The 23,648-nt window shown below is 71.3% G+C and carries 18 protein-coding genes; 1 reads left to right on the forward strand and 17 read right to left on the reverse strand.

Annotated features, from left to right (window positions below):
• Window positions 1-3 precede the first annotated feature (3 nt).
• The 8 genes from obgE to WAB15_RS14980 all read right to left on the reverse strand — a co-directional run bounded on the left by obgE (window position 4) and on the right by WAB15_RS14980 (window position 12,252).
• On the reverse strand, window positions 4-1,440 hold the full coding sequence (obgE, locus tag WAB15_RS14945) for a GTPase ObgE (protein WP_399150811.1): 1,437 nt from the start codon (window positions 1,438-1,440) through the stop codon (window positions 4-6).
• A gap of 154 nt (window positions 1,441-1,594) precedes the next feature.
• A complete protein-coding gene (gene rpmA / locus WAB15_RS14950; protein WP_384440512.1) occupies window positions 1,595-1,852 on the reverse strand; it encodes a 50S ribosomal protein L27 in 258 nt (85 codons plus the stop codon).
• A 14-nt stretch (window positions 1,853-1,866) separates the two neighbouring features.
• Window positions 1,867-2,187 carry a 50S ribosomal protein L21 gene (gene rplU, locus WAB15_RS14955; RefSeq protein ID WP_384440515.1) on the reverse strand — a complete coding sequence of 107 codons (321 nt, stop codon included), beginning with the start codon at window positions 2,185-2,187 and terminating at the stop codon, window positions 1,867-1,869.
• Between the two features lie 237 nt (window positions 2,188-2,424).
• Window positions 2,425-6,120, reverse strand: coding sequence for a ribonuclease E/G (locus WAB15_RS14960; RefSeq protein ID WP_407286554.1), 3,696 nt, complete (start codon window positions 6,118-6,120; stop codon window positions 2,425-2,427).
• A gap of 219 nt (window positions 6,121-6,339) precedes the next feature.
• The gene (locus WAB15_RS14965) at window positions 6,340-7,140 is read right to left on the reverse strand and encodes a TIGR03936 family radical SAM-associated protein (protein WP_407286555.1); all 801 of its coding nucleotides are present in this window, start codon (window positions 7,138-7,140) and stop codon (window positions 6,340-6,342) included.
• 48 nt (window positions 7,141-7,188) lie between these two features.
• Window positions 7,189-8,466: a hypothetical protein gene (locus WAB15_RS14970; RefSeq protein WP_407286556.1), complete on the reverse strand. Its 1,278-nt coding sequence runs from the start codon at window positions 8,464-8,466 to the stop codon at window positions 7,189-7,191.
• Window positions 8,467-8,585: 119 nt separating this feature from the next.
• A complete protein-coding gene (locus WAB15_RS14975; protein ID WP_399150815.1) occupies window positions 8,586-10,511 on the reverse strand; it encodes a TIGR03960 family B12-binding radical SAM protein in 1,926 nt (641 codons plus the stop codon).
• Window positions 10,512-10,632: 121 nt separating this feature from the next.
• Window positions 10,633-12,252 (reverse strand): CHAD domain-containing protein, encoded by a 1,620-nt coding sequence (locus tag WAB15_RS14980; protein ID WP_407286557.1) that lies wholly within the window; start codon window positions 12,250-12,252, stop codon window positions 10,633-10,635.
• A 184-nt stretch (window positions 12,253-12,436) separates the two neighbouring features.
• On the opposite strand from WAB15_RS14980, the gene WAB15_RS14985 reads away from it, so the two are divergent.
• Window positions 12,437-12,913, forward strand: a complete 477-nt coding sequence (locus WAB15_RS14985; RefSeq protein ID WP_399150817.1) for an ATP-binding protein — start codon at window positions 12,437-12,439, stop codon at window positions 12,911-12,913.
• 7 nt (window positions 12,914-12,920) lie between these two features.
• Here WAB15_RS14985 and rodA read toward each other — a convergent pair whose 3' ends face one another.
• The 9 genes from rodA to WAB15_RS15030 all read right to left on the reverse strand — a co-directional run bounded on the left by rodA (window position 12,921) and on the right by WAB15_RS15030 (window position 23,582).
• Window positions 12,921-14,102 carry a rod shape-determining protein RodA gene (rodA, locus tag WAB15_RS14990; protein ID WP_407289226.1) on the reverse strand — a complete coding sequence of 394 codons (1,182 nt, stop codon included), beginning with the start codon at window positions 14,100-14,102 and terminating at the stop codon, window positions 12,921-12,923.
• Between the two features lie 29 nt (window positions 14,103-14,131).
• Window positions 14,132-16,276, reverse strand: a complete 2,145-nt coding sequence (mrdA, locus tag WAB15_RS14995; protein WP_407286558.1) for a penicillin-binding protein 2 — start codon at window positions 16,274-16,276, stop codon at window positions 14,132-14,134.
• 48 nt (window positions 16,277-16,324) lie between these two features.
• Window positions 16,325-17,053 (reverse strand): rod shape-determining protein MreD, encoded by a 729-nt coding sequence (mreD, locus tag WAB15_RS15000; RefSeq protein WP_393486881.1) that lies wholly within the window; start codon window positions 17,051-17,053, stop codon window positions 16,325-16,327.
• A gap of 4 nt (window positions 17,054-17,057) precedes the next feature.
• Window positions 17,058-17,990 carry a rod shape-determining protein MreC gene (mreC, locus tag WAB15_RS15005; protein WP_399150819.1) on the reverse strand — a complete coding sequence of 311 codons (933 nt, stop codon included), beginning with the start codon at window positions 17,988-17,990 and terminating at the stop codon, window positions 17,058-17,060.
• A 296-nt stretch (window positions 17,991-18,286) separates the two neighbouring features.
• Complete coding sequence (locus WAB15_RS15010) at window positions 18,287-19,306, reverse strand: rod shape-determining protein (protein ID WP_003985182.1); 1,020 nt, start codon at window positions 19,304-19,306, stop codon at window positions 18,287-18,289.
• 294 nt (window positions 19,307-19,600) lie between these two features.
• On the reverse strand, window positions 19,601-20,014 hold the full coding sequence (gene ndk, locus WAB15_RS15015) for a nucleoside-diphosphate kinase (protein WP_384440547.1): 414 nt from the start codon (window positions 20,012-20,014) through the stop codon (window positions 19,601-19,603).
• Window positions 20,015-20,136: 122 nt separating this feature from the next.
• Window positions 20,137-20,514 (reverse strand): DUF4233 domain-containing protein, encoded by a 378-nt coding sequence (locus tag WAB15_RS15020; protein ID WP_399150820.1) that lies wholly within the window; start codon window positions 20,512-20,514, stop codon window positions 20,137-20,139.
• Between the two features lie 2 nt (window positions 20,515-20,516).
• A complete protein-coding gene (locus tag WAB15_RS15025) occupies window positions 20,517-22,031 on the reverse strand; it encodes a bifunctional folylpolyglutamate synthase/dihydrofolate synthase (protein ID WP_399150821.1) in 1,515 nt (504 codons plus the stop codon).
• A gap of 102 nt (window positions 22,032-22,133) precedes the next feature.
• A complete protein-coding gene (locus WAB15_RS15030; RefSeq protein ID WP_407286559.1) occupies window positions 22,134-23,582 on the reverse strand; it encodes a peptidoglycan D,D-transpeptidase FtsI family protein in 1,449 nt (482 codons plus the stop codon).
• Between the last annotated feature and the right edge of the window lie 66 nt (window positions 23,583-23,648).

Here is a 23,648-nt window from a genome sequence, read left to right on the forward strand (position 1 = left end):
GGCCTAGAAGGGCCGGAAGCCCTCGTACTCCTCGTCGGCCTCGTCCCGCTGCGCGTCCCGGTCCCTGCGGCGCTGCGTGGCCGGCCGGGGCGCCTCCAGACGGTGGTCCTCGCCACGGCGGCCCAGCATCTCCGCCCCGGCCGCCATCATCGGCTCCCAGTCGAACACGACGGCATTGTCCTCGGCACCGATGGCGATGCCGTCGCCGGCATGGGCGCCCGCCTTGCGCAGCGCGTCCTCCACACCCAGGCGGTTCAGGCGGTCGGCGAGGTAACCGACGGCCTCGTCGTTGTTGAAGTCGGTCTGGAGGATCCAGCGCTCGGGCTTCTCGCCCCGTACGCGGAAGAAGTTCTCGCCCTCGGCCGTGACCGTGAAGCCCGCGTCGTCCACGGCCTTGGGCCGGATGACGATACGGGTGGCTTCCTGTACGGGCTTGGCCGCACGGGCCTTGGCGACGATGTCGGCCAGCGCGTACGACAGCTCCTTGAGGCCCATATGGGCGACCGCCGAGACCTCGAAGACGCGATAGCCGCGCTCCTCCAGGTCGGGGCGGATCAGGTCGGCGAGGTCCTTGCCGTCCGGCACATCGATCTTGTTGAGGACGACCACCCGGGGACGGTTGTCGAGACCGCCGTACTGGGTGAGCTCCTCCTCGATGGTGTCGAGGTCGGAGACCGGGTCGCGGTCGGACTCCAGGGTCGCGGTGTCCAGGACGTGGACGAGCACCTCGCAGCGCTCGACGTGCCGCAGGAACTCCAGGCCCAGGCCCTTGCCCTGGCTGGCGCCGGGGATCAGACCCGGTACGTCCGCGATGGTGTAGACGGTGGAACCGGCCGTGACGACGCCGAGGTTGGGCACCAGGGTCGTGAACGGGTAGTCCGCGATCTTCGGCTTGGCGGCGGAGAGCACCGAGATCAGCGACGACTTGCCGGCGCTCGGGTATCCGACCAGCGCGACATCGGCGACGGTCTTGAGCTCCAGCACGATGTCGCGGGCCTCGCCGGGCTCGCCGAGCAGCGCGAAGCCGGGGGCCTTGCGGCGGGCCGAGGCCAGTGCGGCGTTGCCGAGGCCGCCGCGGCCGCCCTGGCCGGCGATGAAGGTGGTGCCCTGGCCGACGAGGTCGGCCAGCACCTCACCGTTGCGGTCCAGGACGACGGTGCCGTCGGGGACCGGCAGCACCAGGTCCTGGCCGTTCTTGCCGGAACGGTTGTCGCCTGCGCCCGGCGCACCGTTGGTGGCCTTGCGATGCGGGTGGTGGTGGTATTCGAGGAGCGTGGTGACGGCCTGGTCGACGACCAGGATCACATCGCCGCCGCGGCCGCCGTTGCCGCCGTCGGGGCCGCCCAGCGGTTTGAACTTCTCCCGCATCACGGAGGCCACGCCGTGGCCTCCGTTACCCGCGGCGACATGCAGCTCGACGCGGTCCACGAAGGTGGTCATGGTGGGTGCCTCCAGGAAGAACGGAATTGTCGGGGTACTGCGGAATCTCTAGCGATATCTCTGTCGTAACACGCCAAGGGCGGACCAGCCCTCCCGCTCACGCGGGAAAGGCGGTCCGCCCCTGGTGTGGTGCTGTGCTACGTCCGGGCCGGAATTACTCGGCGACCGGGACGATGTTCACGACCTTGCGGCCGCGGTGGGTGCCGAACTGCACCGCACCGGACTGCAGGGCGAACAGCGTGTCGTCGCCACCGCGGCCGACGCCCGCGCCCGGGTGGAAGTGGGTGCCACGCTGGCGGACCAGGATCTCACCGGCGAGGACGGCCTGACCGCCGAAGCGCTTCACGCCGAGCCGCTGAGCATTGGAATCGCGACCGTTCCGAGTGGACGATGCGCCCTTCTTATGTGCCATGTCTCCTCAGTCCCTTACTTCGCCGGAGCGTCGATGCCGGTGATCTTCAGCGCCGTGTGGAGCTGGCGGTGGCCGATCCGCTTCTTGTAGCCGGTCTTGTTCTTGTACTTCTGGATCCGGATCTTGTTGCCCTTGTGGTGGTCCACGACCTCGCCCTGGACCTTCACGCCGGCCAGGACCCACGGGTCGCTGGTGACCGAGTCACCGTCGACGACCAGCAGCGTGGAGAGCTCGACGGTGTCGCCGACCTTGCTGGTGGAAATGCGGTCAACCTCGATGACGTCGCCAACAGCAACCTTCTGCTGGCGTCCGCCGGTGCGCACGATCGCGTACACGCGGAACTCTCTTTCGCTAGGAACGGATCCTCTGATGCCAGCCGCTCACACGGGCTCGGGACGGCCCGTGGAATCCGAGTGGACGAGCGGCCTCCCTCGGCGGACCGAGAGGTGTTTGCTCAGGGGTTTGGTGTCACAGACACCGACGGTCAAGATTACGGGGCCTTGACCAGAGGGTCAAACCGGCCCCCGGGCCGCTGACGGCCCGGGGCACGGTTCGGCTGCTCAGCCCTCCGCTTACGCCACGGAGGACTGCTCGGCGGCCGCGGTCTTCTTGGCCGCCGCCTTCTTCGTCGTCGCCTTCTTGGTGGCGGTCTTCTTGGCCGTGGCCTTCTTGGCGGTGGTGGTCTTCTTCGCCGCCGCCTTCTTGGCCGTGGTCTTCTTCGCCGCGGTCTTCTTGGCGGCCGTCTTCTTGGCCGCCGCCTTCTTCGCGGTCTTCTTGGCCGCGGGCGCCGCCGCCGGCTCGGCCTCGGCGCCCTCGACGGGCTCCGCTGCCACGGCCGGCTCCGGCTCGGCGGCCGGCGCCGTGATCACGACGGTCGCCGCGGAGTCGTCGGACACCTCCGGCGAGCCCGCCGCGGCGGTCACCTTACGGGTCACCCGACGGCGCGGACGGGCCGGCGCGGGCTCGGCGGCCGGCGCCTCGGCGACCGGCTCCGCAGCCTTCTCCGGCTCCGGCTCCGCCACCGGCTCGGCCGGCAGCACGATCGCGGCGGCCTCCTCGGCGGCCTTGGGGGCGCCCGCCGGAGCGGACACCTTCCGGCTCACCCGGCGGCGGCCACGGCCGCGTCCGGCGGCCGCCTCGGCCTCGGCCGGGCTGCTGAACCACTCCTCGGTGTCGGCCACCGCGGGCTGCAGCTCGGCCTCCGTCACGGCGGCGGGCTCCAGCTCCGGGGCGCCGCCGTCCGGCGTCGGCTCGGCCGCCTCGACCTCGTGGACATGCGGCTCGGCCTGCGCGGCCTTGCCCTTCTTCTTGCGCTTGCCGCCACCGCCGGCCGTCGTCGGCTGGTCCATGTGGACGATCACGCCGCGGCCGTTGCAGTGCACACACGACTCGGAGAAGGACTCCAGCAGGCCCTGGCCGACCCGCTTGCGGGTCATCTGGACCAGGCCGAGCGAGGTGACCTCGGCCACCTGGTGCTTCGTACGGTCCCGGCCCAGGCACTCCAGCAGCCGCCGCAGCACCAGGTCCCGGTTGGACTCCAGCACCATGTCGATGAAGTCGATCACGATGATGCCGCCGAGGTCGCGCAGCCGCAGCTGGCGCACGATCTCCTCGGCCGCCTCCAGGTTGTTCCTGGTGACCGTCTCCTCCAGGTTGCCGCCCTGGCCGGTGAACTTGCCGGTGTTGACGTCGACCACGACCATCGCCTCGGTCCGGTCGATCACCAGCGAACCGCCGCTGGGCAGCCAGACCTTGCGGTCGAGCGCCTTCATCAGCTGCTCGTCGATGCGGTACGTCGCGAAGACGTCGACGTCCGAGGTCCACTTCTGCAGCCGGTCGACGAGGTCGGGGGCGACGTGCGAGACATAGCCGTGGATGGTCTGCCAGGCGTCGTCACCGCTGACGATGACCTTGGAGAAGTCCTCGTTGAAGATGTCGCGGACGACCCGGACGGTCATGTCCGGCTCGCCGTAGAGCAGCGAGGGGGAGCTGGTCGAGGAGGCCTTGGCCTTCTTCTGGATCTCCTCCCACTGCGCCTGCAGCCGCTGGACGTCGCGCGCCAGCTCGTCCTCGCTCGCGCCCTCCGCGGCCGTGCGCACGATGACGCCCGCGTCCTCGGGGACGATCTTCTTGAGGATCTGCTTCAGACGCGCCCGCTCGGTGTCCGGGAGCTTGCGGCTGATGCCGGTCATCGAGCCCTCGGGCACGTAGACCAGGTAGCGGCCGGGCAGCGAGACCTGGCTGGTCAGCCGCGCGCCCTTGTGGCCGATCGGGTCCTTGGTGACCTGCACCAGCACCGACTGGCCGGACTTCAGCGCGGTCTCGATCCGGCGCGGGCCGTTGGCCATGCCCAGCGCCTCGAAGTTGACCTCGCCGGCGTAGAGCACGGCGTTGCGGCCCTTGCCGATGTCGACGAAGGCAGCCTCCATCGACGGCAGCACGTTCTGCACCTTGCCGAGGTAGACGTTGCCGACGTACGAGGTCGCCTGCTCCTTGTTGACGAAGTGCTCCACGAGCACGTCGTCCTCAAGGACGCCGATCTGGGTGCGCTCGCCGCTCTGGCGGACGACCATCACCCGCTCGACGGCCTCGCGGCGGGCGAGGAACTCCGCCTCGGTGATGATCGGCACCCGGCGGCGGCCCTGCTCGCGGCCCTCACGGCGGCGCTGCTTCTTGGCCTCCAGGCGCGTCGACCCCTTGATCGACTGCACCTCGTCGGCGCCGGTGCCCTCCTCCTTCTTGCGGGGCTCGCGGACCTTGACGACCGTGCGCTCCGGGTCGTCGGCGTGGCCGGCCTCGGCCTCGGCGGCGTCACCGCTGCGACGGCGACGACGGCGACGGCGACGGCTGCTGCTGGAACCGCCGGCCGCGTGCTCCTCGGCCTCGTCCTCCGGGTGCTCGGCGCGCTCCTCGGCCTCCTCGGCCTCGGCTTCGTCGGCCTCGGCGGGCTGCTCCTCGGCGCCCTCGGCGGTCTCACCACGGCGGCGGCGACGGCCACCGCGGCGGCGGCGACGCGAGGGACGCTCGGCCGACTCGTCCTCGTCGTGGGCGAACTCGCCCGGCTCGGTCTCCGGCTCGGCCTCTTCCGCTGCCTCCGGCTCCTCGGCCGGGGCGACGGCGACCTGCTCGGGCTCGGCCGGGGCGCCACGGCGGCGGCGCCGGCGCGCGCCGGCGGTGGGCTGCTCCTCCGGCACCTGCTCGGTGACGACGTCCTCCTGGAGGGCCGCGGCATGGGCGGCGGCCGCGCTCTCCGGGGTCTGGAACATCGGCTCGGCGAAGACCGGCGCCTGGAAGACAGCCGTCGGCGGCTGCGCCCGGCGGCGGCCGCGCACCGGCCCCTCCTGGATGGGCTCCTCCTCCGCACGGGGCGCCTCGGCGACCGGCTCGGCGGCGCGGCGGCGGGTACGGCGGCGGGGAGCCTCGGCGGGCTCGGCGGCGGTGGCCACCGGCGCCTCCTCGGCCTCGGTTTCCTCGGTCACCTGGGGCGCGCCGGCGGGCGCGGTCGCCTTACGGGTGGCGCGACGGCGCGTACGGGCCGGCTTGGCCTCCTCGGCGGCAACCGCCGGGGCCTCCTCCTCGGCAACCGGAGCGGCCGGCACGGACGCCTCGGCCACCACCGGCTCCGCGGCGATCTCGGCCTGCGGCGCACCGGCGGGCGCGGTCACCTTACGGGTGGCACGGCGCCGTGTACGGGCCGGCTTGGCCTCCTCGGCGGCAACCGCCGGGGCCTCCTCCTCGGCAACCGGAGCGGCCGGCACGGACGCCTCGGCCACCACCGGCTCCGCGGCGATCTCGGCCTGCGGCGCACCGGCGGGCGCGGTCACCTTACGGGTGGCACGGCGGCGCGTGCGGCGCGGTGCGGCGTCCTCGGTCTGTGGGGCCTCGGCGGGCGCCTCGACGGCGGCAGCGGGCTCCTCCACGGGGGCCGGGGTCTCGGTCTCCTCGGCGGCGGCCGGCTGCGGGGCCCCGGCCGGGGAGGTGGCCTTGCGGGTCGCACGGCGGCGCGTACGGGCCGGCTTGGCCGCGTCCCCGGTGGTGACCGCGGCCGCGGCGGGCTCCTCGGCGGGAGCCGGATCGGCGGACGCGGCGGCGGTCTCGGTGCTCAGCACCGCGCTCTCGGCGGCGCCGCCGGACGTCGGCGGACCGGCCGGCCGGGAGGCCGCACGGCGCCTGCGGCGCGGCGGCAGCGTGTCGCTGGGTGAGTGGTTGTCCTCGATACCACGGTCCTGGGACGGCGTGGATTCGGTGGGCTCAATGGGCTCGAGCATGCGGGCGGTTCTCCCGTCACGCTCCCGGGCGCCGCGCCTGATTCCGGTAGCGGTCCGCGTAATGAGCGCGGTCCCGCAGTCCGGGGCGTGGGCGCCGCACGGGAGCTGTCGTCTCGCTCGCCGGACCCCGTAGGCAGGGACCGGCGAAAGTCTCCTGGTCAGTGCGTCTGCCGGACCGGGGTGGCTCCCTGGCTGATCGGCGACGCGACGACGGCGGTCCTACGCAGTACCTTCCCCGGCTCCCGGGGAGGCCCCACTCGGCGCCTTCGCGGCACTCTGCGCGGCGCCCGTGATAGGGGCGGCCGTGGCAGCGTCGCGGTCGGGCGCTAGCGGGTCAGTCACCGCGCCGGCCTCCTCATCGAGCAGCCCCTGCGCCAGCCTGGTCACCGCAGCGGGGACCGGCGGCGCCAGGTCGGCCGTAGCTCGGAGGCCGGACAGGACGTCGTCGGGTCGAACGGCGGGTGTCACATGCCGAACAACCAGCCGCAGTATCGCACAGGCATTGCCGTCGGGCCTATCGCCCTCGTTACCGGCTGCTTCCAGCCGCGCCACCGCGGCCCGTGCGTCGAACGTCCGCATGCCGTTCTTCGTGCGGCGCTCGACCAACACCTCGTCGGCGGCGAGGAAGGTCTCGACGGCGCGCCGGGCCTCCTCGGCCGCGACCCCGTCGAGCCGGATCTCCCACACCGAGGCCTGCAGCCGGTCGGCCAGCCCGCTGGTGTGCGCCTCGACCGAGTCGATCACGTCGAGGCCGGTCGGCAGCGACTCGTCGAGCAGTTCGCGGAGCTGATGCGGATCGCGCCGCTCGGCGAGCTGGATCTCCAGATACTCGGCCTCGCTGCCCGTGCCGGTGGGGGCGGCGTTGGCGTACGACACCTTGGGGTGCGGGGTGAAGCCCGCCGAGTAGGCCATCGGGACCTCGGCGCGGCGCAGCGCCCGCTCGAAAGCGCGCTGGAAGTCGCGGTGGCTGGTGAACCGGAGGCGGCCGCGCTTGGTGTAGCGCAGTCGGATGCGCTGCACCGCCGGTGCGGGCGGCGGGCCTTCGGGCTGTCGCTTGCCCAGTGTCGCTCAGTCCTTCGTGAGTGCGGTCGTACTGCTACCAAGAGTACGTGTCCCGGGAGCCCCTGGTTCCCGGAGGGGCGGCACGGCCTCGGCCCGCGGCGGTTCCGCGGGCCCGCCGAACAGGGCGCGCCCGATCTCCCTGCGGGTCTGCCGCACGGACTCCCGTGCGGCGCTCAGGGCCTGGCGGGTGGCCCGCCCGGCCTCGCGCAGGGCCTGCCGGACCGGGCGCCAGACGCCGTCGCGGATGCCGTGCCCGAGCGGCGTCAGCACCGTGCGGTACGTCCAGCGGAACGGTTCGACGAAGATCCACCGCAGCAGGCGGCCGAGGAACCGGCCGACGGCGCGGGAGACGAACCCGGCGGCCCGCCAGCAGTGCCCGAGCGCGTCACCGATCTCCCGGCAGACCACGGTCACCGCGGCCACCAGCGCCCGACCGACCGGCTGCAGCACATACCGCCAAAGGGCGACGGCGGGCACCACCAGGATCCATCGAACGAGCGCGGCGACGACCGTACCGACGCCCCGGACCAGCCAGGCGATCCCGTGCCCGACGGGCGTGAGGACGTACGCGTACAGCCACTGCGCCGGCACCACGACCAGGTAGCGCACCAGCCACGCCACCGCCGCCGCGATCCCCCGCCCCACCGGCGCCACCACATACCGCCACAACGCCGCCCACGGCCAGACGAACAACGCCTTGCCCAACCAGGCCGAACCCGCGCCCAACGCCCGCACCAGCCAGGCGATTCCCTGTCCGACGGGCGTGAGGACGTACGTGTACAGCCACTGCGCCGGCACCATGAGCAGATACCGCACCAGCCACGCGACCGCCGCCGCGATCCCCCGCCCCACCGGCGCCAGCACGTACGTGTACAGCCCCTGGATCGGCACGACGACCAGATACCGCGCCAGCCATGCCACCGCGGCCGTGGTCCCCTGCCCCAGGGGCGCGATCACGCACCGCCACAGCCAGGCCAGCGGGGCGACGATGAGGGTGCGGCCCGTCCAGGCCAGCGGGGTGACGACGAGGGTGCGCCACAGCCACGCCAGACCGCGGCCGCAAGGGCGCAGCAGTGCGCGGTCGACGGCCTTGGCGCAGACGACCAGGGCGTCCCACACCAGTCGCACCGGCACCACGAGCACCAGCATCACGATCCGCACCGGGATGCGGACCACCGTGGTCAGGCACCCCTCCCCCGGCTCGTACCGGTCCGGCGCGCGCCGGTCCTTGTCCAGCGACACGGCGTCGAGCTCGCCACGCCGTCCCCCGTCGATGGCCCCCATACGGCCTTCCCCCTCGTTCGCTTCCCTGCGGTGCCGTTTCCCACCCTGCATTGTCCGTGAACACGCAACGGCCCGGCCACCGCGGGTGCGGGGCCGGGCCGAGGCGCTTGCGCGCGGCGCTACTTGACGACCGACAGGGGCAGCAGCTTCTTGCCCGTGGGGCCGATCTGGATGGAGGTGTCCATCTGGGGGCAGACGCCGCAGTCGAAGCACGGGGTCCAGCGGCAGTCGTCGACCTCGGTCTCGTCCAGGGCGTCCTGCCAGTCCTCCCAGAGCCAGTCCTTGTCCAGACCGGAGTCCAGGTGGTCCCAGGGCAGGACCTCCTCGTACGTCCGCTCGCGGGTCGTGTACCAGGCGACGTCCACGCCGAACGCGGGCAGCGTCTCCTCCGCGGCCTTCATCCAGCGGTCGTAGGAGAAGTGCTCGCGCCAGCCGTCGAAGCGGCCGCCGCCCTCGTAGACGGCGCGGATGACCGCACCGACGCGGCGGTCACCGCGCGAGAGCAGGCCCTCGACGATGCCGGGCTTGCCGTCGTGGTAGCGGAAGCCGATGGAGCGGCCGTACTTCTTGTCGCCGCGGATCTTGTCGCGGAGCTTTTCGAGACGGGCGTCCGTCTCCTCCGCCGACAGCTGCGGCGCCCACTGGAACGGCGTGTGCGGCTTGGGGACGAAGCCGCCGATGGAGACCGTGCAGCGGATGTCGTTCTGACCCGAGACCTTGCGCCCCTCGGCGATGACCTTGACCGCCATGTCGCCGATCTGGAGCACGTCCTCGTCGGTCTCGGTCGGCAGACCGCACATGAAGTACAGCTTCACCTGCCGCCAGCCGTTGCCGTAGGCGGTGGAGACGGTCCGGATGAGGTCCTCTTCCGAGACCATCTTGTTGATGACCTTGCGGATCCGCTCGCTGCCGCCCTCCGGCGCGAAGGTCAGACCCGAGCGACGGCCGTTGCGCGTCAGCTCGTTGGCGAGATCGATGTTGAAGGCGTCGACGCGGGTCGACGGCAGCGACAGACCGATCTTGTCTTCCTCGTACCGGTCGGCGAGCCCCTTCGCGAGGTCGCCGATCTCGGTGTGGTCCGCGGAGGACAGCGACAGCAGGCCGACCTCCTCGAATCCCGTGGCCTTCAGGCCCTTGTCCACCATCTCGCCGATGCCGGTGATGCTTCGCTCCCGTACGGGGCGCGTGATCATGCCGGCCTGGCAGAAGCGGCAGCCGCGGGTACAGCCACGGAAGATCTCGACCGACATCCGCTCGTGGACGGTCTCGGCCAGGGGGACGAGGGGCTGCTTGGGGTAGGGCCACTCGTCCAGGTCCATGACGGTGTGCTTGGACACCCGCCACGGGACGCCGGAGCGGTTCGGCACGACACGGGAGATGCGGCCGTCGGCGAGGTACTCGACGTCGTAGAACTTGGGGACGTAGACGCTGCCGGTCTTCGCGAGGCGGAAGAGGAGCTCGTCGCGCCCGCCCGGACGCCCCTCCTTCTTCCAGGCTCGGATGATCTCGGTGATCTCCAGCACGGCCTGCTCGCCGTCGCCGACCACCGCGCAGTCCAGGAAGTCCGCGATCGGCTCGGGGTTGAAGGCGGCGTGGCCGCCGGCGAGGATCAGCGGGTGGTCCTCCGTGCGGTCCTTGGCCTCCAGGGGGACGCCGGCCAGGTCCAGCGCGGTGAGCAGGTTGGTGTAGCCCAGCTCGGTGGAGAAGGAGACGCCGAGCACGTCGAAGGCGCTCACCGGGCGGTGCGCGTCGACGGTGAACTGCGGGACGTCGTGCTCGCGCATCAGCGCTTCGAGGTCCGGCCAGACGCTGTACGTGCGCTCGGCCAGCACGCCCTCCCGCTCGTTGAGGACCTCGTAGAGGATCATGACGCCCTGGTTGGGCAGGCCGACCTCGTACGCGTCCGGGTACATGAGCGACCAGCGGACGTCACAGGAGTCCCAGTCCTTGACGGTGGAGTTCAGCTCGCCGCCGACGTACTGGATGGGCTTCTGCACGTGCGGGAGGAGGGCCTCCAGGCGCGGGAAGACCGACTCGACAGGCATCGTGGTGATCTTTCATCAGCGGGCAGGGGTGACCCTCAAGCCTAACGTGCTCGGCGGCCAACCCTTGACGCCTCGCTTCCCGCAGGTCAGACCGCCCCGTACGCGCCCCGTGAGGGCGGCGTCACGGCCGGAGCGCGGCCCGGTGCTTGGGCCGCGAGACCTTCGCCCACACCTCCGGCAGCTCCCGCTCCCGGTCCGCGGCCAGGGCCTCCTCGCGGCCGTAGAGCAGGCCGAAGGTGAAGGCGCCCTCGCCGGCGCGCTGCGCCTGGGTCGCCAGCTCGCGCAGCGCACCGCGGGCCACCACGCTGTCCTGGTGGTCGCCCAGGAGCTGCTGCAGGCGCTTGGTGCGCTTGGCGAACTTCTTCGCCGGGCGGCCGAGCGCCGGGCGGGCCGCCTCGGCGGCGTAACGGGTTCGCTTCGCCGCCTTGCGGGCGCCGTGCAGCGCCTCGTCCCGCCCCTGCCCGGCGGGGGCGGCCAGCGCGGCCTCCACACGGCGCGACAGCCGCCGGTAGTCCTTCAGCACGGCCCGGGCCACCACTTCGGGCGCGGGGTCGGCCCCGGCCCGGAGCAGGGGCGGCGCCTCCAGGAGGGCGTCAAGGGTCTTCAGGAGGGCGAGGTAGCGGTCACCGTCCAGTACGGCGAGCAGCTGCTTGCGGGAGCCGGCCCGGCGCCGCTGCGACCAGATGCGCAGCCGGGCCGCGACCGGGCCGAGCCGCAGCGTGCGGGGCACCTCGGCCAGTGCGCCGTGCAGCCGCTCGGTCAGCACCTCGCGATCCCGGTCCACGCCCAACTCCGCGGCCAGCCACTTGAGTTCGACGCCGATCGACTGTGTGACGGCGCGGTCGAGGACCTTGGTGTACGAGCGGAAGGCGCTGCGCAGCCGGCGGGTGGCGACCCGCATCTGGTGCACCGTATCGGGCAGGTCGCGCCGTACCCCCGGATCGAGTTCGACGATCGCCCGCACCTGCGCGCGGACGTAGCGCAGGACGACGTCTCCGGCGGTGCCGCCTTTCTTGGCCTGCTCACCCTTCTCGGCCTTCTCGCGCTTCGTGCCGGAGCCCTTGCCCGCGGCCTTGCCGGAGCCCTTGGCGCCGTTCTTCCGGGGCCGGGCGGGCCGCTGCCCCGTCTCGGCCAGCGCCCTGGCCAGCTTCGACGCCGACGAGGCGGGGCGCACACCCGCCGCGGCCAGCGCCCGGCCGATCTCGTCCAGCAGCCCGGTGTCCTCGCCGCCGTCCCCGGCCAGCTCCACCTCGATCTCCCGCCAGCGCACCTCGGTGGGCTCGTGGCCCGCCGCCGCGGCCTCGTCCGCCCGGTGCGCCCGCACCTCGTCCTGGGCCACCTCGGCGAGCGGCGCGCCCGAGGCGTCGTGCAGCACCAGGATCGTGCGCCGGGTCCGCAGCCGTACGACCGGGACCAGTTCGCGGTCCAGCACCCGTGACCGTACGAGCGCGGTCAGCTCCGCGGGCGGTGCATCGGACAGCGTCGCCCGCACCTCGTCGCGCACCCCGGGCGCGACCGGCAGCTTCAGATGCCAGCCCGCGTCCCGGCCGCCGGTGCGTCGCCGCAGGGTGATGCCGGCCGCGGCGAGGCGCTGGTCGGCGGTGTCGTAGTAGAGGGCGTCCAGGGCCTCGGCGCCCTGTTCCGCCACGCTCGCGACCGGGTCGATGCCGGTCAGGTCGGGCAGCTGGATGTCGTCGTCGGCCTCGTACTTCCGCTCGATCTCCCGCACGGTGTCCGCCATGCATCGAATCTAGCCACCGGCCCCATCGAGGACCACCCACCGAGCCCGGGGCCCACCGCCGGAATGTCAAGGATCCGCAAATGCGGGTGGCACACGCCGCGGGCAGTGTCTTACGGTGTGTCACAAAGTTTCCACATAGCGTGGCAATCGGCGCTCACTCGGCCCTCCGGGGAGGGAGACACCCGTGCACCCCCACACCGCAGCCGCCGCCCGGACACCCATCCGCGTCGCGGCGGGCGCCCGCCCGTTCCTGCTGGCGGCGCCGAGCAGACCCACCGCCCCCAAGCTCGCCCGCGACTTCGTCCGGGCGGTGCTGCGCGGCACCCCGCTCGCGCCGCTGCTCGACACCGCCGTACTCCTCACCTCGGAGGCGGTCACCAGCTCCCACCTGCGCACACCCCGGTCGGCGGAGATCCTGCTGCGGGTGCTGACGGCCGAGCACGGGCTGCGGATCAGCGTGCACGACGAGGCACCGGTCCGCCTTCCGGCGCAGGCCTTCGCGCCACCGACCGCCGCGCCGTACACGGCGGTGGCCGGTGAGCCGCAGGCCGATCTCGGTCTGCTGCTCACCGGCCACCTCGCCGACGACTGGGGCACGACCCCGTATGCGGGGGTGGCGCGGTCCACCTCCCTGTGGTTCGAGCTCTACGGGCGGCGATGACGCTGCGTCACCGGGATGCCGACAGGGGCCGCCCGACCCGGATCGACTGCAGCAGCCCTATGGCGATCCAGACCGCGAACATCGAGGTGCCGCCGTAGGAGACGAAGGGCAGCGGCAGCCCGGTCACGGGCATGATGCCGAGCGTCATGCCGATGTTCTCGAAGGACTGGAAGGCGAACCACGCGATGATGCCGGCGGCCACGACCGTGCCGTAGAGCTCGGTGGACTCACGGGCGATCCGGCAGGCGCGCCACATGACGATGCCCAGCAGCAGGATGATCAGGCCCGCGCCCAGGAAGCCCAACTCCTCACCGGCGACGGTGAAGATGAAGTCCGTCTGCTGCTCGGGGACGAACTGGCCGGTGGTCTGGCTGCCATGGAAGAGGCCGGAGCCGGTCAGCCCGCCGCCGCCGATCGCGATCCGGGCCTGGTTGGTGTTGTAGCCGACACCGGCCGGGTCCAGGCTCGGGTTGGCGAACGCGGCGAACCGGGCGATCTGGTAGGCGTCGAGCAGACCGAGCTGCCAGATGGCGACACAGCCGACGACGCCCGTGCCCACCAGCCCCAGGATCCAGCGGTTGGAGGCACCGGAGGCCAGCAGCACGCCGAGGATGACGGCGCCGAGCACCATGACAGAGCCGAGGTCGGGCATCAGCATGATGACGACGACGGGGACGGCGGCCATCAGCAGGGCCTGGACGACGGTCCGGTGGTCGGGGTGCGGGCGGTCGCCGGCGTCGACCCGGGACGCCAGGATCATCGCCATGCCCAGCGAGATGGTGATCTTGGCGAACTCGGCGGGCTGGAGCGAGAAGCCGCCGGGGATCGCCAGCCAGGAACGCGAGCCGTTGATGGTGGCGCCCAGCGGGGTCAGCACCAGCAGCGCCAGGACGACCGACAGGGCGTACAGCACCGGGACCGCGCCGCGCAGGGTGCGATGGCCCAGCCAGATCGTGCCGGCGGCCAGTGCCAGGCCGATGCCCAGGTTGAGCAGATGGTGCAGGAAGAAGTAGTACTCGTCGCCCTTGTTGAGCTCGGTGCGGTTGCGGGTGGCGGAGAAGACCAGCATCGAGCCGATGAGCGACAGCGCCAGACAGGACAGCAGCAGTATCCAGTCCAGCTTGCGCAGCACCGAGTCGCGCGCCGTCAGCTTGCCCCAGGTGCCGAGTTCGGGGGTGTAGCGCCGGATGGAGAACGCCCGGGAGGTGTGGCTGGTCGTCACTGTGGACTCCCCGAGGGTGACGGCGACGGCAGGACGTACGGCTTGATCGGCGGGGCCTCGATCGTGCCATCGCTCTCGATCTTGGGCAGCGAGCCCTGCGGCTTCGGCAGCAGGGCGGCCTTGGCGTTGATACCGCCCTTCTCGTCGACCCCGTACAGGGCGTTGTAGATGTTGCGCACGGCCGGACCGGAGGCGCCGGAACCCGTACCACCCTGGGAGATCGTCATCACGATCGCGTAGTCCTTGGTGTACGTCGCGAACCACGAGGTCGTCTGCTTGCCGTAGACCTCGGCCGTACCGGTCTTGGCGTGCATCGGGATCTTGTCCTGCGGCCAGCCGCCGAACCGCCAGGCGGCGGTACCGCGGGTGGCGACGCCGGCGAGGGCGCCGTCCATCTGCGCCAGCGTCTTCCGGGTCACCGGCAGCGTGCCGTGCGACCGGGGGCGGATCTGCTGGATGCGCTTGCCGTCGGGGCTGACGACGGCCTTGCCGACGGTCGGGTCGTGGAGCGTGCCGCCGTTGCTGATCGCCGCGTAGATGGTCGCCATCTGGATCGGGGTGACCAGGGTGTCGCCCTGTCCGATGGCGTAGTTGATCGAGTCGTAGGCGTGCAGTTTCATGCCTTCGAGGCAGCCCTCACGGGCGAGCTTGGTGCCGAAGTCCTTCTTCTTCGGCCAGGCCTTGGCCTGCTCGCACCAGCCGGCCTTGTTGGCCGCCCAGAAGTCGCGCTTCCACTTGCGGTCGGGGACCCGGCCGGTGACCTCGTTGGGGAGGTCGATGCCGGTCTCCTTGCCGAGGCCGAACTGGTGGGCGGTCTTGTAGAACCAGTTCTTGGCGTCCTTCTTCGGCTTGTCCCCGCCGTCCTTCTTCCACTCGTCGTGCGAGAGCTTGTAGAAGACGGTGTCGCAGGAGACCTCCAGGGCCCGACCGAGGCTGATGTCGCCGTGGCTCTGCGACTCGAAGTTCTTGAAGACCTGGCCGCCGATGCTGTACGAGCTGGTGCAGGGGTAGTGGCCGTTGAAGTCGTAGCCCGCGTTGACCGAGGCCGCGGTCGAGATGACCTTGAAGATCGAGCCGGGGGCGGCCTGCCCCTGGATGGCGCGGTTGAGCAGCGGGTAGTTGGACTTCTTGCCGGTCAGGCGGGCGTAGTCCTTGCCGGAGATCCCGCCGACCCAGGCGTTGGGGTCGTAGCTGGGGTTGGAGGCCATCGCCACCACCCGGCCGGTCTTCGCCTCCATCACGACCACGGCGCCCGAGTCGGCCTTGTAGTTGGTGCCGGTGTTGCGGTCCACCTGCTGGCGGGCGTCCTTCATGGCCTGGTCCAGCTGCTTCTCCGCTATGGCCTGCACGCGGGCGTCGATGCTGGTGACGACGCTCGAACCGGCCTGGCCCTTGTCGCTCTTGGCCTGGCCGATGACCCGGCCGAGGTTGTCGACCTCGTAGCGGGTGACGGCGGCCTTGCCGCGCAGGTAGTCGTCGTACTGCCGCTCCAGGCCGGAGCGGCCGATCTGGTCCGAACGCAGGAACGGCGAGCTGCTGTTCTTGGCCTTGTTGATCTCCTCGTCGGTCACCGGGGAGAGGTAGCCGAGGACCTGGGCGGTGTTGGCGTCGCCGGGGGCGGCGTAGCGGCGGACCGCGGTGGGCTCGGCGATGATGCCGGGGAAGTCCTCGGAGCGCTCACGGATCTGCAGGGCCTGCTGGGTGGTGGCCTCGTCGGTGATCGGGATCGGCTGGTACGGCGAGCCGTTCCAGCAGGGCTGCGGGGTCTTGGAGTCGCACAGCCGGACCTTGTTGCGGATCTCCTGCTCGGTCATGCCGAGCACCTTGGCGAGCCGGCCGAGCACGGCCTTGCCGTCGTCCTTCATCTTCAGCAGGTCGGTACGGCTGGCGGAGACGACCAGACGGGTCTGGTTGTCGGCCAGCGGCACCCCGCGGGCGTCGAGGATGGAGCCGCGGGTGGCCGGATCGACGACCTGCTGGACGTGGTTGCTGCGGGCCTCGTCGGCGTACTCCTGGCCGTTGCGGATCTGCAGGTACCACAGCCGGCCGCCGAGGGTCAGCAGCAGGGAGAAGACCAGGATCTGGAGGGCGACGAGCCGGACCGTGATACGGGAGGTCCGGCTCTCTGAAAGGTTACTCATGGCGCGAAGCGCCTCCATGAGGGGTGGTGGTCGGGAGACGGGAGGGCGTCACAGACGCTTGACCCCCTTGATGCGGCCCACCTTGTCGCGGGCCGACTTGCCGAGCAGTCCGCCGCGCTGGCTGCCGATGCGTGCCCCCGTGCGCACGGACTTGATGGACTTCATGGCGCCGCGGCTGGCCTTGAGACCGGTGCCGGTGGTGAGCCAGCCGTATCCGGAGTCGCGGCCGCCCGCCGTGCCGTTCGGGCTGCCGGAGCCGTCGCCGACCAGCGGTTCGGGCTCCGTCCTGCGGGCCAGCGCCATCACCAGCGGGACGATGAAGGGGGCCAGCAGCAGGTCGTAGAGCGTGGCGCTGAGCAGCAGCCCGAGGATGCCGACGTGCCGGGCGGCGGTGTCGCCGACGAGCGAGCCGACGGCGGCGTACATCAGCGTCGAGCCGATGGCGGCGCCGATCACGACCACCAGCGGCAGCGTCGCCGAGCGGTGCTGGCCGTTGTCCGGCCTGGTCAGGCCCGCGACATAGCCGATGATGCAGAGCACCAGCGCGTAGCGGCCGATGGCGTGGTCGGAGGGCGGGGCGAGATCGGCCAGCAGTCCGGCGAAGAAGCCGACGAGCGAGCCGCCGACATGGCCGTAGACCAGCGCGAGCCCGAGGACGACGAGCAGCATCAGGTCCGGTACGGCCCCCGGAAGTTGGAGGCGGGCGAGGATGGTGACCTGGATGACGAGGGCGACGACCACCAGCGGGGCCGAGAGCAGGATCCGGTTGAGGCGCATCGGTTCAGCTCCTGGGAGAGGCGCTCGCGGAGGGGGTGGCCGTGACGGTGACCGTCGGGATCGGCTTGGGCTTCGCGGGCCGAGCCGGCAGAACGGTGTCGCGCGGGTCCTGGCGGGGCGGCTGGACGACGATGCCGACGATGTCGAGCTGGGAGAAGGAGACGAACGGCCGGACCTGGAGGGTGCGGGTCAGATCGCCGTTGGACGGCTCGACCTTGACGACCCGGCCCACGGGAACACCGGGCACGAACGGCTTGTCCCGGCTGGAGCCGAAGGTGACCAGCCGGTCGCCCTTGCGGACCGTGGCCTTGCCGTTGAGGAGCTGGACGCGCAGCGAGCGGACGCCCTGCCCGTTGGCGAAGCCGATCTCGTTGGTCTTCTCCATGCGGGTGCCGACGGTGAAGTCGGGGTCGGCGGCCAGCAGCACCGTGGAGGTTTCGGCGCCGACCGTGGTGACCCGGCCGACCAGGCCGTCGCCGTTGAGCACGGTCATATCGCGGGCGATGCCGTCGCGACTGCCGGCGTCGATGGTGACGGTCCAGGAGAAGCCCTGGGCCGAGCCGATGGCGATGACCTGGGCGCCCTTGATGGCGTACTGGCCGGTGCCCGCGGTCTTGAGGATCTTGTCGAGCTCGGCGGCGCGGCTGCGGTTGCGGTCGGAGGAGCCGAGCTTGGCCTTCAGCGCCTCGTTCTCGTGCTCCAGCTTGGTGATCCGGTTGTGCCGGGTGCCGGAGTCCCGTACGGCGCCGACGGCGTTGCCGACCGGATCGACGACGCGGGCCACACCGCTCTCGACGGGGCCGAAGGCGGAGGCCGCGGCTTGCCGGGCGCCATCGAGCGGGGACTGTTCGCCGCCGCGGATATCGACCGTGATCAGCGCGAACGCGATCGCGACCAGCAGCACCAGCAGCAGCCGGCTCTCTCGTGTGTCCCTCACGTGCGGCGGCCGTGTCCTTCCTCGTAGGACCGGCCGGCTGCGGGCCCCGCCGGTCTCGTTCGGGAGTTGAGCGTTGTGCCTTGTTGTGACGGTGGCGACGGGTGAAGCGTCAGCGCACCGTGTCTGTCGAGATGTTGTGCCTGTATATCAACGATTCGCAGCACCGATTCGTATCGACGTTCCGCACCGGCGGCGGGTGTCCGCGCTCCACCGGGCGAACCGGCTGCTCTCGCCGTGCCGCCCGACCGCCGCGGACGCCGCATGGGGCCCGCCGCGCGGCCGGGCCGCGCGCTCTGCTACCTACGGGGCTGGGAGTCGAGGACCTGCTGGAGGGCCTCGAACTCCTCGACGCACTTGCCGGAACCGAGCGCGACGGAGTCGAGCGGGTCCTCGGCGATGTGGATGGGCATACCGGTCTCGCGGCGCAGCCGCTCATCGAGGCCGCGCAGCAGGGCACCGCCTCCGGTGAGCACGATGCCCCGGTCCATCACGTCGCCGGACAGCTCCGGCGGGCACTTGTCGAGGGTCGTCTTGACCGCGTCGACGATGGAGTTGACCGGCTCCTCGATGGCCTTGCGGACCTCGGCGGCCGAGATCACGACGGTCTTGGGCAGCCCGGAGACCAGGTCGCGGCCGCGGATCTCGGTGTGCTCGTCCTGTTCCAGGTCGTAGGCCGAACCGATGGTGATCTTGATGCTCTCGGCGGTGCGCTCGCCCAGCAGAAGGCTGTACTCCTTCTTGATGTGCTGGATGATCGCGTTGTCGAGCTCGTCGCCGGCCACCCGGATGGACTGGGCGGTGACGATGCCGCCGAGCGAGATGACCGCGACCTCGGTCGTGCCGCCGCCGATGTCCACCACCATGTTGCCGGTGGCCTCGTGGACCGGCAGGCCGGAGCCGATCGCGGCGGCCATCGGCTCCTCGATGATGTGCACCTGGCGGGCGCCGGCCTGGGTCGAGGCCTCGATGACCGCGCGGCGCTCAACTCCCGTGATACCGGAGGGAACGCACACCACGACCCGGGGCCGCGCCAGATAGCGGCGCTTGTGGATCTTGAGGATGAAGTAGCGGAGCATCCGCTCGGTGATCTCGAAGTCGGCGATCACGCCGTCCTTCAGGGGCCGTACGGCGACGATGTTGCCGGGCGTGCGGCCGATCATCTTCTTGGCCTCGGCACCCACCGCGAGGATGCCGCCGGTGTTGGTGTTGATGGCCACGACCGACGGCTCGTTGAGGACGATTCCACGACCCCTGACGTACACCAGCGTGTTGGCGGTCCCGAGGTCGACAGCCATGTCACGGCCGATGAACGACATGTTGTTCCCCATGAGGATACGTCTGGCCTTCCCAACTGGAGCGAATGCTTACTGGAGGTCGGCAGGAGGTGATGCGCTGTGAGGCGCGGAAGCCTCCATCGTAGTTCGTAGTGCGCCCACTCGAACACGTCGGGAGGCTGTTCCGCCATTGTCAGCCGTACACGCACCCGCCCCCCTTAATGGTGACGTCGTGTCGGGGTGATGCGTTCCCCCGATCGAGTTTCATACACCAAAGGGCGACCGATGATTTTGTCGGTCGCCCCTGGTCACGGGGGGTTTACAGCTGATGAAGCGTCAGGAAATCCCGGGGAAGAAAATCTTGATCTCGCGCTCGGCGGACTCTTCGGAATCCGACGCATGGATCAGATTCTCTCGGGTGATCGTTCCGAAGTCCCCACGAATGGACCCACTCGGCGCGGCAATCGGGTCAGTCGGACCGGCCAGCGCCCGTACACCTTCGATCACCCGCTCGCCCTCGACGACCAGCGAGACGACCGGTCCCGAGGACATGAACGCGACGAGGGGCTCGTAGAACGGCTTGCCGACGTGCTCGGCGTAGTGCTGCTCCAGCAGCTCGCGGTCCAGGCTGCGCAGCTCCAGCGCGCTGATCGTCCAGCCGGCCTTCTTCTCGATCCGGCCGATGATCTCGCCGATCAGACCGCGCTTGACGGCGTCGGGCTTGAGGAGGACGAGGGTGCGCTGGCTCACGAAAGGACTCCCTGGATGTGAACGACGGTCAGCGGGTGCACTGAGGCTACATGGGTGACATGGCGCTTCGCGGCCCAGCCCCCGGCCCCCGACGAGGCCCTACGGGCACCCGCCCGGCCTGGTCAGACCGCCCCGCCCACCGGCTCCCCCGCCGAGTCGCCCGAGGCCTCGGCCTGGGCGGCCCAACGGGCCTTCGCCTCGTCGATCTTGCGGCCGAAGTGGACCGACGCCCACCACAGGGCCGCGAAGACCGCGCCGAGGAAGAACATCGTCGGCACGACGAAGCCGCTGGCGATCAGGGCGATCTGCAGCACCCAGCCGAGCTGGACGCCGCCGGGGCGGCTCAGCATCCCGCACAGCAGGATGCTCAAGCCCATCGCGACCCCGCTGACCGTCCAGATCGTGGCCGTCGACAGATCGGTCAGCTGCATCGCGACCAGGCCGGCGAAGCCGATCACGAAGAACTCTCCTATCAGGGTGCCGGCACACAGCGTGCGCATGGTCAGCTCCTTCCCAGCAGCAGTCGGGCCTCGCCGACCGTGATCACCGAACCGGTCACCAGCACGCCCGCTCCGGAGAACTCGCCCTCTTCCTCCGCGAGCGTGATCGCCACCTCCAGGGCGTCGTCGAGCCGCGGCTCGACCTGGACCCGCTCGGCGCCGAAGACCTCGACCGCGATCGCCGCCAGCTCATCCGGATCCATCGCACGATGGCTGGAATTACGCGTCACCACGATCTCGGCGAAGATCGGCTCGAACGCCTCCAGCAGGCCCCGTACGTCCTTGCCGTCGCTGGTGCCGACGACGCCCACCAGCCGGCTGAACCCGAACGCCTCGGTGACCGCCTCGGCCGCGGCCCGCCCGCCCGCCGGATTGTGTGCCGCGTCCAGCACCACCGTGGGGCTGCGGCGGACGACCTCCATCCGGCCGGGCGAGGAGACCGCGGCGAACGCGGAGCGGATGGTGTCGATGTCGAGCGTGCGGGCGTGGTCCGAGCCGACGCCGAAGAACGCCTCGACCGCGGCGAGCGCCACCGCGGCGTTGTGCGCCTGATGGGCGCCGTAGAGCGGGAGGAAGACCTCGGGGTACTCGCCGCCCAGGCCGCGCAGCGTCAGCATCTGGCCGCCGACCGCCACCTCACGGGAGATGACCCCGAACTCCATGCCCTCACGGGCGACCGTGGCATCCACCTCGACCGCGCGCTTGAGCATCACCGACGCCGCGTCCACCGGCTGCTGGGCCAGCACGACCGTGGCGTCCTTCTTGATGATCCCGGACTTCTCGCCGGCGATCGCCTCGTGCGTCTCGCCCAGCCGGTCGGTGTGGTCCAGCGCGATCGGGGTGACCACGGCGACGTCGCCGTCGATGACGTTCGTCGCGTCCCAGGTGCCGCCCATGCCGACCTCGACGACCGCCACGTCCACCGGGGTGTCCGCGAAGGCGGCGAACGCCATCGCCGTCAGCACCTCGAAGAACGACAGGCGGTACTCCTGCTGGGCGTCGACCATCTCCACATACGGGGCGATGTCCCGGTAGGTCTCGATGAAGCGCTCGGCGGAGATCGGGGCGCCGTCCAGGCTGATCCGCTCGGTGACGGACTGGACGTGCGGGCTCGTATAGCGGCCGGTGCGCAGGTCGAAGGCGGACAGCAGGGCCTCGATCATGCGGGCGGTGCTGGTCTTGCCGTTCGTGCCCGTGATGTGGATGGACGGGTAGGCCCGCTGCGGGGAGCCGAGGACGTCCAGCAGCGCCACGATGCGCTGCACCGACGGGTCGAGCTTGGTCTCGCCCCAGCGGCCGGCCAGCTCGTCCTCCACGGCGCGCAGCGCGCGGTCGACCTCGGGGTCGGCCGGCCGGGCGGGAATCGGGTCCCCCTGCGGCGGTCCTGCCTGGGCGCGCAGGGTCCGGCTGCCGGCCTCGATCACCGCGAGGTCGGGGTCACGGTCCGTCTCCGCTTCGACCAGCTCGTCGAAGGGGTCGGTCGGGTCGGGGTCGTCGTTCTGGGGGCGCTCGCTCACGACGACAAGTCTACGAGGCACCGCTGACAGTGGTGCGCTGCGCTGCCGGGCGAGCGCCCCCGCGCCGCATCCGGGCCCCGAATGCCGCCCCCGTGCGCCCCGCTACGCCAGCGCCGCCTTCATCATCGCCCGGGCGATCGGGGCCGCCAGCCCGTTGCCGGAGACCTCGTTGCGGGCGGCGTGACCGTCCTCGACCATCACGGCGACCGCGACCTGGTGCCCGCGCGCGTCCTCGGCGTACGAGACGAACCAGGCGTAGGGCGTACCGCTGTTGTCGACGCCGTGCTGGGCGGTACCGGTCTTGCCGCCGACGGTCAGTCCGCCGATCTTCGCGTTCGACCCGGTGCCCTCGTCCACGACCGTCTGCATCGCCGACCGCAGTTGTGCGGCCGTCCGCGCCGAGGTGGCCGTGCCGTACGTCTTCGGACCGTTGCGCTGGATGGTGTTGCCGCCGCCGTCGGTCAGCTCGTCGACCAGCTGCGGGGTCCTCAGCTCGCCGCCGTTGGCGAGGGCCGAGACGACCATCGCCATCTGCAGCGGGGTCGCCTGGTCGTCGAACTGGCCGATACCGGACAGCGCGGTCTGCGCCTCGTCCATGTCCGAGGGGTAGCTGCTCTTGCCGGCCCGCACCGGGGTGTCCACCTTGCCGTCGTCGAAGCCGAACTTCTCGGCCTGCGCCTTCACCTTGTCCTTGCCCAGGTCGACGGCCATCTTCGCGAAGACGGTGTTGCAGGAGTACTGCAGCGCGGTGCGGATGGTGGCGTTCTTGCAGGGCGCCGAGGCGCTCTCGTTCTTCAGCGTGGTGCGGGTGTGCGGGAGCGTGTACGGGTCGGGGCTGTCGGTGGGCACGTCCACCGAGTCGTACAGGCCGCTTTCCAGCGCGGCCGCGGCGACCACCAGCTTGAAGGTGGAGCCGGGCGGCAGCGCCTGTCGCAGCGCCCGGTTGACCTCGGGGTCGTCGGTGTCGGCGGACATGCGCTGCCAGGCCTTCTGGTCGGCGGCGGAGGACCCGGCGAACTTCCCCGGGTCGTAGGACGGGGTGCTGACCATGCCCAGGATCCGCCCCGTGGCCGGGTCCAGGGCGACGGCGGCGCCCTTCTTGTCGCCCAGCGCCCGGTAGCCGGCCTTCTGCACCTCGGCGTCGATGGTGGTGGCCACGTCGCCGCCCTTGGCCCGTGTGCGCGTCAGCGCGTCGGTGGGGCTCTGCAGCCGGCTGTCGGAGCCGTCGAGGAGGTCGCCGTAGAGGCTCTCCAGCTGGTTGCTGCCGAAGATCTGCGAGGTGAAGCCGGTGACCGGGGCGTACAGCGAGCCGTCCTTGTAGGTCCGCTTGTACTTCAGCGTGGAGGAGGTGGCGGCGGAGCCGGTGACCGGTTCCCCGCCGACGAGGATGTTGCCCAGCGGCGCCGCGTACTTGCCGATCGCCACCCGCGGATTGTGCGGGTCCTCCTTGTAGTCGACGGCCTTCGCGCCCTGTATCCAGGTGGCCCAGCCCATCAGCGCGAGGATCAGGGCGAGGCAGAACACCGAGACCCGTCGCAGTGGCTTGTTCATGGGGCGCGGCTCCTCGTGCTGGACGTGCGGTGCGGCCCGGCCCCGGGCCGCTCGGTCACCGTGCCC

Origin of the sequence: Streptomyces sirii, from assembly GCF_045690365.1 — a bacterium.
Classification (GTDB): Bacteria; Actinomycetota; Actinomycetes; order Streptomycetales; family Streptomycetaceae; genus Streptomyces; species Streptomyces sirii.